The organism is Anoxybacillus sp. PDR2 (assembly GCF_009834045.1).
Lineage (GTDB): Bacteria > Bacillota > Bacilli > Bacillales > Anoxybacillaceae > Anoxybacteroides > Anoxybacteroides rupiense.
On record NZ_CP047158.1, the window covers coordinates 40001 to 54486 of the forward strand.

Annotated in this window: 13 protein-coding genes and 1 pseudogene (1 of these 14 cut by a window edge); 13 read left to right on the forward strand and 1 reads right to left on the reverse strand. The window is 39.8% G+C overall.

Translation table 11 applies throughout. The features are described 5' to 3' along the window. The 8 genes and pseudogenes from GRQ40_RS00200 to rsmI form a co-directional block, all read left to right on the forward strand. Nucleotides 1–1478 (forward strand): annotated as a pseudogene (locus GRQ40_RS00200) (IS1182 family transposase); its annotated part reaches 187 nt to the left of the window's first position; the annotation flags it as partial. Between the two features lie 38 nt (nt 1479–1516). Next, on the forward strand, nt 1517–2953 hold the full coding sequence (locus tag GRQ40_RS00205) for an aminotransferase class I/II-fold pyridoxal phosphate-dependent enzyme (protein WP_080862606.1): 1437 nt from the start codon (nt 1517–1519) through the stop codon (nt 2951–2953). 29 nt (nt 2954–2982) lie between these two features. Continuing rightward, nucleotides 2983–3639: a dTMP kinase gene (gene tmk / locus GRQ40_RS00210; protein ID WP_066151247.1), complete on the forward strand. Its 657-nt coding sequence runs from the start codon at nt 2983–2985 to the stop codon at nt 3637–3639. Between the two features lie 187 nt (nt 3640–3826). Continuing rightward, nucleotides 3827–4831, forward strand: a complete 1005-nt coding sequence (holB, locus tag GRQ40_RS00215) for a DNA polymerase III subunit delta' (protein WP_066151263.1) — start codon at nt 3827–3829, stop codon at nt 4829–4831. Then, a complete protein-coding gene (locus tag GRQ40_RS00220) occupies nt 4824–5651 on the forward strand; it encodes a PSP1 domain-containing protein (RefSeq protein WP_044742042.1) in 828 nt (275 codons plus the stop codon). Before holB ends, GRQ40_RS00220 begins: the two co-directional genes overlap by 8 nt. Before the next feature lie 15 nt (nt 5652–5666). Continuing rightward, the gene (yabA, locus tag GRQ40_RS00225) at nt 5667–6029 is read left to right on the forward strand and encodes a DNA replication initiation control protein YabA (RefSeq protein ID WP_044742041.1); all 363 of its coding nucleotides are present in this window, start codon (nt 5667–5669) and stop codon (nt 6027–6029) included. Nucleotides 6030–6094: 65 nt separating this feature from the next. Next, nucleotides 6095–6835 carry a tRNA1(Val) (adenine(37)-N6)-methyltransferase gene (locus GRQ40_RS00230; RefSeq protein ID WP_066151261.1) on the forward strand — a complete coding sequence of 247 codons (741 nt, stop codon included), beginning with the start codon at nt 6095–6097 and terminating at the stop codon, nt 6833–6835. An 18-nt stretch (nt 6836–6853) separates the two neighbouring features. Next, entirely contained in the window at nt 6854–7726 is an 873-nt protein-coding gene (gene rsmI / locus GRQ40_RS00235) for a 16S rRNA (cytidine(1402)-2'-O)-methyltransferase (RefSeq protein WP_159719157.1), read from the forward strand. Between the two features lie 31 nt (nt 7727–7757). On the opposite strand, the gene GRQ40_RS00240 is transcribed toward rsmI, so the two are convergent. Beyond that, a complete protein-coding gene (locus tag GRQ40_RS00240; protein ID WP_044742039.1) occupies nt 7758–8042 on the reverse strand; it encodes a transition state genes transcriptional regulator AbrB in 285 nt (94 codons plus the stop codon). Nucleotides 8043–8416: 374 nt separating this feature from the next. Here GRQ40_RS00240 and metG point away from each other — a divergent pair, with 374 nt between their 5' ends. From metG to rsmA, 5 genes are all read left to right on the forward strand, one after another. Then, nucleotides 8417–10480: a methionine--tRNA ligase gene (metG, locus tag GRQ40_RS00245; RefSeq protein WP_159719158.1), complete on the forward strand. Its 2064-nt coding sequence runs from the start codon at nt 8417–8419 to the stop codon at nt 10478–10480. A gap of 142 nt (nt 10481–10622) precedes the next feature. Next, entirely contained in the window at nt 10623–11393 is a 771-nt protein-coding gene (locus tag GRQ40_RS00250; protein ID WP_066151237.1) for a TatD family hydrolase, read from the forward strand. Nucleotides 11394–11595: 202 nt separating this feature from the next. Continuing rightward, entirely contained in the window at nt 11596–12786 is a 1191-nt protein-coding gene (locus GRQ40_RS00255) for a ubiquitin-like domain-containing protein (protein ID WP_370514178.1), read from the forward strand. 237 nt (nt 12787–13023) lie between these two features. Further along, nucleotides 13024–13587, forward strand: a complete 564-nt coding sequence (rnmV, locus tag GRQ40_RS00260; protein WP_159719159.1) for a ribonuclease M5 — start codon at nt 13024–13026, stop codon at nt 13585–13587. Continuing rightward, entirely contained in the window at nt 13580–14467 is an 888-nt protein-coding gene (rsmA, locus tag GRQ40_RS00265; RefSeq protein ID WP_066151231.1) for a 16S rRNA (adenine(1518)-N(6)/adenine(1519)-N(6))-dimethyltransferase RsmA, read from the forward strand. The genes rnmV and rsmA overlap by 8 nt, the downstream gene beginning before the upstream one ends. Nucleotides 14468–14486 lie beyond the last annotated feature (19 nt).

The following is a 14486-nucleotide window of genomic DNA, read 5'->3' on the forward strand; positions in this document are numbered from 1 at the left end:
GCCGTGGAATCGAAAAACTAATAAAAGAAAATCTTCCTGCCATATGGTTAGCTGCGATGCAACAACCCGATTTCCGCACGATCAATGAGTTCCGCGGAGAACGGATGAAAGCCTTGATGGATGAGTTATTTGAAGCCATGATTCTAAAATTGATTGAAGAAAAGTACATCACAATGGAAAACTACTTTTTGGATGGCACCAAGATGGAAGCCAACGCCAATAAGTATTCTTTCGTGTGGAAAAAATCAACAGAGAAATGGGAAGCAACATTAAAAGAAAAAATTCAAGAAACACTTGAGTACATTCATGAATTGACACCATTAGAAGCTGGAACGGGAGAAAAGGAAACCGAACAACGTGAAGAGATCACCGAACATCATTTAGAGACAGTCGCTAAGGAGATAGAAGAAAAAGTTGAAACGCTAACAGAGGAAATAGAAAAGGAACCAGAGACAAAGATTCGTAAGGAAAAGGGCCAAGAATGCAGGAAATGGAAAAAACCTTTAAAGCTGATTCGGGAAAATTTCTTACCACGACTAGCTACATACAAGGAACAGAACGAAATCTTTGGCGACCGTAACAGTTATTCCAAAACAGACAAAGACGCAACCTTCATGCGCATGAAAGAAGATCATATGAAAAACGGTCAGCTCAAGCCAGGGTATAACGTGCAAATAGGGACAGAGAATCAGTTTATCTTGTTTTATACGATTCACCAACGACCTACAGACACGCGTTGTTTGATCCCACATTTGGAGAAACTGGCGGCTACTTCTTTACCGATGCCCAAAACCATCATCGCGGATGCAGGATATGGCAGTGAAGAAAACTATGTATATGCGATTGGTGATGAGAAAGAGCCTCGATTGGATTTTCTCATTCCTTATGGATCCTATGTACGAGAACAGACACGCAAAGACAAAAAGGATATCCAAAACGCGAAAAACTGGACCTATTGTGAGCAAGATGATGGTTTTATTTGCCCGAATGGAAGGAAAGTAACATTTAAAAAATATCAAAACCAAAAGAATCCATCTGGTTATGAACAAAGCTTCAAAATATACGAATGTGAAGATTGTACAGATTGCCCATTAAAAGCGAAATGCACGAAGGCGAAGGGCAATCGTCAAGTTCACTGGAATACCGTCTTCGAAGAAATGAAAGCGAAGGCAAAAACAGCCCTTGAATGTGAAGAGAAAGCCGCCATCTACGCTCGGCGCAAAGTCGAAGTAGAAAGTGTGTTCGGTCACATCAAGGGCAATCGGTCGTTCCGCAGATTTTCTTTGCGGGGCCTCGACAAGGTACATGTCGAGTTTGGGATTGTGGCGTTAGCCCACAACATACTGAAAGTAGCAGGCATCCGCCAGCTACTTTCGAAGAAAAATCGAAAAAATACAAAAGCAAGTGGAGAAAAACGGCTCGTTTTTCTCCACTTGTTTCATTTTAGGGACTTATCAGACAGCCCCATTTTATTTTAATATATTTAATTGATAGAATAAAAAAGGAATGATTTCGTATGAGTTATCAACAACAAGAAACACCTTTATATACGGCTTTAAAAAAGCATTTCTCTGCACATCCAATTTCTTTCCATGTACCAGGACATAAATATGGAAATGTATTTTTAAACGAATCAAAAAACCATTATAAGCATTTATTAAGGATTGACGTTACTGAATTGAATGGACTGGATGATCTCCATCAACCGGAGTCTGTGATTGCAGCTGCACAACGATTAACAGCTGAGTTGTATGGAGTGGATGAAACCTTTTTTTTGATCAATGGTTCAACTGTTGGCAATTTAGCCATGATTTTTGCTACGTGTGAAGAAAACGAGCCGGTAATTGTGCAAAGAAATTGCCATAAATCGATTATCCATGCTTTGCAGCTAGTAGGAGCAGTGCCTGTATTTCTTTCTCCTCAGTTTGATGATGAGGTAAAAGTGGCTTCTTATGTTTCTAACGAGGCAATTAAACAGGCTATTGAAGCTTATCCTAACGCTAAAGCTCTGATTTTGACAAACCCCAATTATTATGGCATGGCAGTTGATCTAAAAGAAGCGGTGAGTATGGCCCATCGCTATGGCATCCCTGTGCTTGTTGACGAAGCTCATGGCGCTCATTTTATATTAGGAGATCCTTTTCCTTCAACAGCGATAACATATGGTGCTGATGTGGTTGTACAATCCGCTCACAAAACATTGCCGGCTATGACAATGGGGTCGTATTTACATGTAAACAGCTCGTTAGTCGACATAGAAAAACTGCATCACTTTTTGCGAATATTTCAATCGAGCAGCCCATCTTATCCAATTATGGCTTCACTTGATTTAGCTCGAAGCTATTTAGCTCATTTATCTATAGAAGAGATCGGTCATATACAAGCTCAAGTATCTTTATTTAAAAAAGCATTAAATGGAATAGAAGGAATAGCGGTAGTGGAATCTACTGATCCATGTGTGATGACCGATTTATTAAAAATTACGGTTCAAACAAGAAGCTCGTTATCAGGTTATGAATTGCAGCGCTGTTTAGAGCAAGCAGGGATTTTTACTGAATTGGCTGATCCATTGAATGTTCTTTTTGTTTATCCCTTAGCATTATTTGAAAATCTGGAGGAGATTATTGAAAAAATAAAAAAGGCATTTTCTGGTCTTCACCGTTGTGACCGTTCCCTTGATTCTGTCTCGCCCATTTCGTTTGCGGCAGCATCAGAGGTCATTCCATATTCATCATTAAAGAAGCGAAACAGAAAATTTGTTCATGTGGAACAAGCAGAGGGGCTCATAGCAGCAGAAACCATTATACCGTATCCCCCAGGGATTCCTTTATTGATTATTGGAGAAATCATTAACGGAGAACATATTGCCTCGCTTCTTGAATTACGACAATACGGTTCTCATTTCCAAGGAGGAAAACGACTCGATTTTCATCAAATTGAGGTGTTCGAATAATAAAAAAGAAAATGAAAAGGGTGACAGATGTGGTAGGACCATTTTTCTCATTTGAAGGACCAGAAGGAGCAGGAAAAACGACGATTATTGCTATGCTGAAGGACTTTTTGACAGAGCGGGGCTGGGAGGTTGTGGCGACAAGAGAACCAGGAGGAATTGAAATTGCCGAGGAAATTCGTTCCATTATTTTAAATCCAGCATATATAAAAATGGATGGACGAACCGAGGCTTTATTATATGCTGCAGCAAGAAGACAGCATCTTGTAGAAAAAATTATTCCTGCCATGACAAGCGGGAAAATTGTATTGTGTGATCGTTTTATTGATAGCTCCCTTGCTTATCAAGGCTTTGCAAGAGGGCTGGGAATGGATGAGATATTAAGTATTAATCAATTTGCCATTGATGGATACTTTCCATCGTTGACGTTTTATTTTGATTTAGAACCGGAGGTAGGCTTAGAGCGAATTCGTAAAAGCCAGCAGCGTGAAATTAATCGACTGGATATGGAAAGCTTGTCGTTTCATCATAAAGTACGGCAAGGATATTTGCAGTTAGCCCAACGTTTTCCTGAACGTATTGTACAAATTGATGCTTCAAAACCAGTTGATGAGGTGTTGGCTGACACGGCCCATATTATCTTAAAGAAGCTTGGTGAACAGGAAAAATCGTTCGACCATGAAACATAAAATGATGAAATTCATAAGACATGTTAGAATAAAAATAAGGTCTCCCGTTTTGCGGCTATTGCTTCATAATAAATATGATGCAGTTGAACGAAGACGATGTCTGTCTCATCATCCTGAATAAGCAGCAGGATCAATGCAAAATGGGAGCGTTTTTCGATTTTAGATCATAGATAAGTGAGTGATGGATGTGGCTGTTCTTTGGGACCAGCTTGAGCAGTATCAACCGATTGTGATGAAGATGCTCGCTCGCAGCATTGAAAAAGAGCGTGTGGCACATGCTTATTTATTTGAAGGACAACGGGGAACAGGCAAAAGAGAAGTCAGTTTATTGCTGGCCAAAAGTTTATTTTGTCTCAACCGTTTAACGTATAGACCTTGTAATGAATGTAGAAATTGTCGAAGGATCGATTCAGGAAACCATCCGGATGTACACTGGATTGAACCGGATGGTCAATCGATCAAAAAAGGGCAAATTGAAGCATTGCAAGAGGAATTTTCTAAAACGGGAGTCGAATCAAACCAAAAGCTTTACATCATTAGGCATGCAGATAAAATGACAAACAATGCGGCTAATAGTTTGCTGAAGTTTTTGGAGGAGCCTCACCGAGGCACAACGGCGGTTTTGTTAACAGAGCAATATCATCGCATGTTACCAACCATCATTTCCCGTTGCCAAGTTTTATCATTTCGGACGTTGCCGCCTACTGCCATCGCTGATTATTTAAGAGAACAACAAATTCCTCCCCATCTTGCCCTTCTTGCGGCACATGTTACGAACAATCGCGAAGAAGCTCTCGAATTAAGTCGAGATGATTGGTTTGCAGATGCCCGAAAAATAGTGTTACAATTATATGAAGCATTACAGGGAAAGCCCTCATATGCACTTTTCATGATACATGAAAAATGGATGCCCCATTTTCAAGAGAAGCAGCAAATGGATATAGGACTGGATTTATTGTTGTATTTATATAAGGATCTAATGTATTTGCAACTCGATCAGCTTGAAAACATTGTTTACTGCGATCGATTAGATAGCTTGCAGCAATGGGCTCTTGCCTGTTCGCAAAAACGAATGATCCAAAATATGTCGACGATTTTACAAGCAAAAGCACGTTTAAATACAAATATGAATACCCAGCTTTTAATGGAGCAGCTTATCCTCAACTTAAAGGAGGGAAGACCGTTTGTATAATGTAGTAGGCGTCCGTTTTAAAAAAGCAGGAAAAATTTATTATTTTGATCCTGGAGAATTAACGATTCCAACCGGAGAGTTTGTCATTGTAGAAACTGTTCGTGGCATTGAATTCGGTAAGGTCGTTATTGGAAATAAACAAGTGGATGAGAATGATATCGTTTTGCCTTTAAAAAAGGTGATTCGCATAGCAGATTCGAAAGACAAAATGGTCGTTGAAGAAAACAAAAAAGCAGCGCAGGAAGCGTATCAAATTTGTTTAAAAAAGGTTGAAGAGCACGGGCTTGAAATGAAGCTTGTTGATGTGGAGTACACGTTTGATCGCAATAAAGTGATTTTCTATTTTACAGCTGATGGACGAGTTGATTTCCGTGAGCTTGTGAAAGATCTAGCAGCTATTTTTCGCACTCGCATCGAGCTAAGACAAATAGGTGTTCGCGATGAAGCAAAAATGCTTGGAGGAATCGGGCCTTGCGGAAGAATGCTTTGTTGCTCTACTTTTTTAGGGGATTTTGATCCTGTATCCATTAAAATGGCGAAGGATCAAAATTTATCTTTAAACCCTACCAAAATTTCTGGTCTTTGCGGACGGCTAATGTGCTGCTTAAAATATGAAAACGACGAATATGAAACAGCAAAAGAGCAGTTGCCTGATTTAGGGGAATATATTGAAACCCCGCATGGCCTCGGCAGAGTAGTTGGCTTAAATATTTTGGAAAGAGTGCTGCAAGTGGAATTGCCAGAGCACGAACGAGTAGTCGAATATACCATTGATGAGCTAGTAAAAGAAGGAGTTTTGTCGATTCAGGCCACAGATTAATTGAGGTGGATTTGCGTGGATAAGAAAGAGATTTTTCAATCAGTAACAAGTATGGAAGAACAAATCAGCCATTTGTATAGTCAGCTTGTTGAACTGAAGGAACATCTTGCTCAATTACTTGAGGAGAACCGGCAGTTGCAAATGGAGAACAGCCATTTGCGCATGCGTCTCGAGCAACTTACTGAAGATGCGGTCAGCATAAAACGAAAAGAAAAAAGCCATAAGGTAAAAAATGAACGCAAGCCGATTGATATTGGTGAAGGATATGACAATTTGGCGCGGCTTTATCAAGAAGGGTTTCATATTTGCAATGTTCATTATGGCAGCGTTCGTACGGAAGATTGCTTATTTTGCTTGTCTTTTTTAAATAAAAAGTAATAACGGAGCCTTTCCAACAAGGAGAGGCTCTTTTCTTGAAAGAACATGAAAGAGGGATTAGAACGATGATTGAATTGCAGCACGATGAAAGACTCGATTATCTCTTAAATGAAGATATGCGCATTGTTCAGAGTCCATCTGTTTTTGCCTTTTCATTAGATGCAGTGTTGTTGGCGAAATTCGCATATTTGCCCATTCAAAAAGGCCATATTGTTGATTTATGTACAGGTAATGGTGTGATTCCACTTTTGCTCAGCAAAAGGACGAAAGGAAAAATTATCGGTGTTGAAATTCAAGAACGAATTTATGATATGGCTAGAAGAAGTGTGCAATATAATGGGCTGACAGAGCAAATTGAGATGATTCATGGAGATATTAAGGACATGCCTCAGAAGCTCGGTTACAGCAAATATGATGTGGTGACATGCAATCCGCCATATTTTCCGACTGTAAGTGAGGAGGAAATGAATAAAAATAGGCATTTAGCGATTGCGCGTCATGAGATTTATTGTACGCTAGAGGATGTCATGAAGGTTAGCAGCCAGCTGCTTAAGCAAGGAGGAAAAGCGGCATTTGTTCATCGGCCGGGTCGCTTATTAGATATTGTGACCCTGATGCGGAAATATCGTTTAGAGCCAAAGCGGTTACGTTTCGTATACCCCAAACTGGGGAAGGAAGCCAATACGCTTTTGATCGAAGGGATAAAAGATGGGAATCCTGATTTAAAAATTTTGCCACCGTTAATTGTGTATAATGATCATAATGAGTATACAGAAGAAGTAAGGCAAATATTATATGGAATGTGATAAAAAGGAGAAAAAATTATGGTTTGGCAGCAGAAAAGCTTTGCAGAGCAAACTCATCAAGGAACTTTATATATTGTGCCGACCCCGATTGGCAATTTAGAGGATATAACATTTCGGGCATTGCGGGTGTTAAAGGAAGCAGATATGATAGCAGCAGAAGATACGAGACAAACGAAAAAGTTGCTTAACCATTTTGAAATTACGACACCAATCATCAGTTATCATGAACATAATAAATATACAGCTGGCAAAAAAATTGTCGAATGGCTGCAAGAAGGAAAAACGATTGCATTGGTGAGCGATGCTGGAATGCCTGCTATTTCTGATCCGGGCTATGATCTCGTTGCCGCCGCTTTGGAAGAGCGTTGCCCTGTTGTACCATTGCCGGGAGCGAATGCGGCGCTCACCTCCCTTGTTGCTTCTGGGCTTCCAACTGAACATTTTTATTTTTTTGGTTTCCTTGATAGGGCGAAAAAAGAGAAGAAACAACAGCTTGAAGCATTAAAGAATATACGTGACACCATGATTTTCTATGAATCGCCGCACCGATTGGCCGATACACTGGCGGAGATGCATGAAGTCATGGGAGAGCGGAAAATTGCGATAGGCCGCGAATTAACTAAGCGGTTTGAAGAATTTATTCGCGGTACTATAAGCGAGGTAATCGAATGGACAAAGAACGGGGAGATTCGCGGCGAATTTTGTATCATTGTGGAAGGGGCAAAGGAAAACGAGGAACAGGTGAGCGATTGGTGGCATTCGCTTTCAGTCAGCGAACATGTTGATTATTATATTGATGAAAAACATTTGAGCGTCAAGGATGCAATAAAAGAAGTAGCAAAAGATCGAAAGGTGCCGAAACGGGAAATCTATCAAGAATATCACCAATAAAAAAGTTTCTCTAGAAAATCTAGAGAAACTTTTATTTTGATGTTTCTAATTGTTCTTGAATTTCTTTAAGAAGGATTTCAGCACCTTCACGGCTTAAAATGATTTTGCCGCCAGCAAGCTTGAAGTTATCGTCAGAAACTTCACCTGTTACGACACATGTCATATTTGGTTTATATTTTTTGAGGATGATGCGCTCATCGTCAACATAAATTTCTAACGCATCTTTTTCCGCGATATCTAATGTACGGCGTAACTCAATTGGAATAACAACGCGGCCTAATTCATCCACTTTACGAACGATACCTGTAGATTTCATTGAAATAATCTCCTCTCCATCATAAATTCTATGTGCCTGTTTGTTTATTCGTCAATATTCGACAAAATTCCTACAACCTAATCATATCAATGTTTCCATTATACGTCAATCCTTTTATATGTAAAATTTAAAAAAAATGTATTTTGTTATTTTAGAAAAATTTTATTTAATATCACATGCTTTCAATTAAGAGTTTATATCTTTTTATTTATATATTAGGAAAGTAATAAAATATATAAATTTATCAAAAAATAAGCATGCTTTTCTATTTTTTCCACTTCTTTTTTTATAAATATAAACTCGTAAAGAATATTCGACAAAAATCAACCGTATTTGTTGACATTTGTTCAAGTGTTTATGTATATTTTTCCAAGATGAGAGAAATAGATGTTTTTATATACCATCAAAATCATATAAAATATATAATAAGCGATAATTGCTCTCGTCTTTGGACGAGGGTTTTTGCATATCGAGGAGGGTATAAAATGGAGAAGAAAACCTTTTATCTGACGACACCGATTTACTATCCAAGCGGCAAGTTACATATTGGCCATGCTTATACGACGGTGGCTGGAGACGCGATGGCTCGATATAAGCGGCTTCGCGGATACGATGTGATGTATTTGACAGGAACGGACGAACACGGACAAAAAATTCAGCGAAAAGCGGAAGAAAAAGGAGTTACACCTCAAGCATATGTAGATGAAATCGTTGCTGGGATTCAAGAGCTATGGAAAAAGCTCGATATTTCTTATGATGATTTCATTCGTACGACAGAGGATCGCCACAAAGAGGTGGTTGAAAAGATTTTTGCCCGTCTAGTAGAACAAGGAGATATTTATTTAGATCAATATGAAGGCTGGTATTGTACACCTTGTGAATCATTTTATACAGAAAGACAGTTGGTAGATGGTAATTGTCCAGATTGCGGGCGTCCGGTTGAAAAGGTAAAAGAAGAATCGTATTTCTTTAATATGAGCAAATATGTCGATCGTCTTCTTCAATATTACGAAGAAAATTCGGAATTTATCCAGCCAGAATCTCGCAAAAATGAAATGATTAACAACTTTATTAAGCCTGGCTTGGAAGATTTAGCTGTGTCGCGAACAACCTTTGACTGGGGCATTAAAGTGCCGGGAGATCCGAAGCATGTGATTTATGTATGGATTGATGCGTTATCTAATTATATTACAGCATTGGGCTATGGTACGGAAAATGATGAGAAGTTTTTGAAATATTGGCCGGCAGATGTTCATCTGGTAGGGAAAGAAATTGTTCGCTTCCATACGATTTACTGGCCGATTATGCTAATGGCACTGGATTTACCGTTGCCGAAGAAGGTATTTGCCCATGGCTGGCTGCTAATGAAAGATGGGAAAATGTCGAAATCTAAAGGAAATGTCGTCGATCCTGTGACATTAATTGACCGTTATGGTTTAGATGCGCTTCGCTATTATTTACTCCGCGAAGTTCCATTTGGTTCAGATGGGGTATTTACTCCGGAAGGGTTTGTCGAACGAATTAATTATGATTTAGCCAATGATTTAGGAAATTTACTAAATCGTACGATTGCGATGATTCAAAAATATTTTGATGGTGTGATTCCGGTTTATGATGGACCGAAAACTGCGTTCGATAATCAGCTTGTTGAAACATCGAAGGAAACGGTAAAGCATTATGAAGAGGCAATGGAAAAAATGGAGTTTTCTGTTGCTCTGACAGCGTTGTGGCAATTCATCAGCCGAGCTAATAAATATATTGACGAGACACAACCGTGGATATTAGCGAAAGAGGAAGCAAATAAGGAAAAATTGGCGTCCGTCATGACGCACTTGGCAGAATCGCTCCGTCACATGGCGATTTTGCTTCAGCCATTTTTAACTCGCACTCCAGACAAAATCTTTCAGCAGCTCGGCATCAAACAACAAGAATTAAAAGAATGGGAAAGCTTATATCAATTTGGCCTTTTAAAAGAAGGAACAAAGGTTGAAAAAGGAGAGCCTTTATTTCCGAGATTGGAGATGGAAACGGAAGTGGCGTATATTAAATCGCACATGCAAGGAGATCAAGCGGCACAAAATCCTTCAGCAAACGATCCATCCAAAGAAACGGCGGCGGAAATTACAATTGATGATTTTATGAAAGTAGATTTGCGAGTGGCGCAAATTCTCCATGTTGAACTGGTAAAAAAAGCCAACAAGCTTCTTAAACTACAGCTCGACCTTGGCTATGAAAAGCGTCAAGTCGTGTCAGGAATTGCTGAATTTTATCAACCTGAACAATTAATTGGCAAAAAAGTGATTTGTGTAACGAATTTGAAGCCAGTTAAGTTGCGAGGAGAACTATCTCAAGGAATGATTTTGGCTGGCGAGACAAATGGAATGCTTTCTTTAGCAACTGTTGATGAGAATCTGCCGAACGGAACCAAAATTAAGTAGCATCAATCAGAGAGGTGGACGTGAATGAAACACACGACACCTCTTTGTTGTCATTTTGTAATATAAATGTTAAGGATATGTGATATATGTAATCGCTTTGTATGCTACACTTAACAACAGGTTAGAAAAGGGGTCATTGCTTATGTTATTTGATACGCATGCACATCTAAATGCGATGCAATATAGCGAGGATGTGACAGAGGTCATTCAGCGAGCCCGGGATGAAGGAGTATCTCATATTGTAGTCGTGGGATTTGATCGTCCGACGATTGCCGGTGCGATGGAACTGGCAGAGCAATATGAGTTTATTTATGCTGCGGTTGGCTGGCATCCTGTCGATGCGATTGATATGACGGACAAAGATTTGCAAATGATTGAAGAACTAGCATCGCATCCTAAAGTAGTGGCATTAGGAGAGATGGGACTAGATTATTACTGGGATAAATCACCGAAGGAAATACAAAAAGAAGTATTTCGGCAGCAAATTGAACTGGCGAAAAAGGTGAAGCTGCCGATTATTATACATAATCGCGAGGCGACAGCGGATATTTTGGAAGTTTTACAATCGGAAAACGCACAAGAAGTCGGCGGGGTCATGCATTGTTTTACCGGCAGTGTTGAGGTGGCAAAGCAGTGCATCCATATGAATTTTTACCTTTCGTTTGGCGGACCTGTGACATTCAAAAATGCGAAGAAGCCTAAAGAAGTTGCGAAAGAAATCCCTCTTGAACATTTGCTTATAGAAACGGACTGTCCTTATTTAACCCCGCATCCTTTTCGAGGCAAGCGCAATGAACCGAGCTATGTGAAGTATGTTGCCGAAGCGATTGCTGAGCTGAAAGGGGTTTCTTTTGAGGAAGTAGCGATGAAAACAACCGAAAATGCGAAAAAATTATTCGGCATTAATCGCTAACAAAATGTGTCGTTTTTTGAGAAGGCTTGTCTAATCATCGAGAAATAAAAAAGAGTTCTACAAATTTAGAACGATGCATAGTATAGACATGTCGACAAGTCTTCCTTCCCTTTTACCTTTATTTTTTGCATAATAGAGTGTGCTTATGCGTAAAGGTTAGGGAAAGGGGAAATATAGGCAAATGAAGGAGGCGGTTTAGACCGTGTTGACTAGCATGAGGAGTCTGCTTTCTGATTCATTAAGGAAAAACTTTACAGTAACAGCTAGTAGTTTAATAGCTTTTTCAGCGACGACTGGATTTGCAGGATATGAAGCAACAAAGGATCATGTGGTTCTTACTAAAAATGGAGAGAGGCAAGAGATTCGCACACACGCTAACACAGTGAAAGAAGTGTTAAAGGAGCAGCATATTGACCTTCGTCCAGAGGATCATGTGTACCCTTCTCTTGATACGGTTGTTACAGACGATTTGAATATTGTCTGGAAAGCGAGCAAACAAGTTACCGTCAAAATAGATGGAAAGCAAAAGGAACTATGGACGACTGCTGAAAGTGTAAGAGAGTTATTAGCGAGCCAGCATATTACCGTCGGACCATATGATCGAGTATCTCCATCACTGGATGCACCGATCCAAAAAGGGATGAGCATTTCGCTGCAAAAAGCGTTTCCTGTTCAGTTGAATGTCGGCGGTAAGCAACAGCAAGTGTGGGCAACTTCGACTACTGTCGCTGACTTTTTAAAGCAGCACCATATCACGTTAAATGAACTCGACCGTGTAGAGCCAGCATTACAAGATCAAATAAAAGCGAATATGGTTGTGAAGGTTACGAAAGTTCAAAAAGTCACCGATGTAGTGGAAGAACCGGTAAATTTCGCAGTCGTTACTCAGAAGGATGCTAGCTTGCCTAAAGGTGAGCAACGAGTCATTAATCCAGGTCAAAAAGGGCTTTTATCAAAGCATTATGAGGTTGTGCTAGAAAACGGAAAGGAAATATCTAGGAAGCTATTAAAAACTGAAACCGTGAAGCAAAGCCAAAATCGAGTGATCGCTGTGGGTACGAAAGAAAGGCCAGCGATGACATCGCGCGGCTCGTCAGCATCATCTAGAGAACTTTATGTTAATGCGACAGCGTATACAGCCTATTGCGGCGGCTGTTCGGGAAGAACGAGTACAGGAATCAACCTGCGGGCGAATCCGCATATGAAAGTCATTGCTGTGGATCCTCGCGTTATTCCTCTCGGCTCTAAAGTATACGTAGAAGGCTATGGCTATGCAATTGCTGCTGATACAGGAGGCAGCATTAATGGGTATAAAATTGATGTTTTCTTTCCAAATAAGTCCGCTGCATTTCGTTGGGGAACGAAACGCGTAAAGGTAAGAATTATACAATAGGCAAAACGCAAGAGAGGGGTTTTTCTCCCCTCTTTTTTTTCGTTATAATGGGAAGTGATTTTCTACATTATTAGACGAAGAAATGGGCAAAAAGTTTCGCGTTTTTTATGTAGTAATGATAAAAAATATTAAATAAAGTCTGGGACACAATTGTTCATTCGGTTTTATGGGATCATCATGGAACATTTTTTGTGAAAGAAAGGGGGAAGCGCGGAACCATATTTCTGCGCAGAAGGATTGAAAATTAAAGAAATTATTGTTGTTGAAGGACGAGATGATACAGTAGCCATTCAGCGCGCGGTTACAGCAGATACGATTGAAACGAATGGTTCGGCCATTACAGAAGAAACGATTGAACGGATCAAGCTGGCAAATGAAAAGCGTGGCGTTATTATTTTTACTGATCCAGACTTCCCTGGTGAAAAGATTCGAAAAACAATTGCTGAACGCGTACCTGGTTGTAAACATGCGTTTTTACCAAAGCAGGAGGCGCTTTCTAAAAAAGGAAGGGGAGTTGGCGTTGAATATGCTTCTGTTGAAGCGATTCAGCAAGCACTAAGGCACGTATATGAGGAAGCGGCAGAATGGCGAGAAGATATTACGCTGGATGACCTCATAGCTGCTGGATTGATTGGCGGACCATTAGCTAAAGCTCGGCGGCAGCGTTTAGGGCAAATATTAAAAATTGGCTATACAAATGGAAAGCAGCTCTATAAACGGCTGCTCATGTTTCAAATTTCTAAAGAAGCGTTTTATCATGCGCTTGAGCAAGTGCTTCAGGAGGAAAAAAACAATGAATAAGGATATTGCTACACCGGCACGTACGCGTGAAATTTTAAATAAATATGGTTTTTCATTTAAGAAAAGTTTAGGACAAAATTTTCTCATTGACACGAACATTTTGCGTCGCATTGTCGATTTTGCAGAATTGTCTAACGAAACAGGCGTAATTGAAATTGGCCCAGGGATTGGGGCCCTTACTGAGCAGCTGGCGCGCCAGGCCAAAAAAGTGATTTCCTTTGAAATCGATCAGCGCCTTTTGCCTATTTTAGCGGATACCCTCTCCTTATATTCCAATATTCGTATTATTCATCAAGATGTACTTAAGGCTAATATTCAGCACATTATTGATGAAGAATTGGCAGAAATTCATGATATTATGGTTGTGGCCAATTTGCCTTATTATGTAACGACACCTATTATTATGAAGCTGCTTACAGATCGTTTGCCGATCCGTGGCATTGTGGTCATGTTGCAAAAAGAAGTGGCAGACCGCATTTCTGCTTCTCCTGGTACTAAAGATTATGGCTCTTTATCCATTGCTATCCAATACTATACAAAAGCTGAAACCGTGATGAATGTGCCTAGAACGGTTTTTATGCCTCAGCCAAATGTTGATTCTGCTGTGATTCGTTTAACAAAAAGAGAAAAGCCAGCGGTTGAAGTCGTTGATGAATCATTTTTCTTTCAGGTGGTTCGGGCTAGCTTCGGACAAAGGCGCAAAACGATTTTAAATAATCTAATAAGCCATCTGCCCAACGGAAAACAGCAAAAAGAAAATATTGAGCGCGGGTTAGCGGATAGTGGCATTGATTCAAAAAGAAGAGGTGAGACGCTGACCATTCAAGAATTTGCTGCTCTTAGTAATCGCTTAGTGGATATTTTTGAAAAAAAGGTCTAGCTCTAGACCTTTTTTTCTT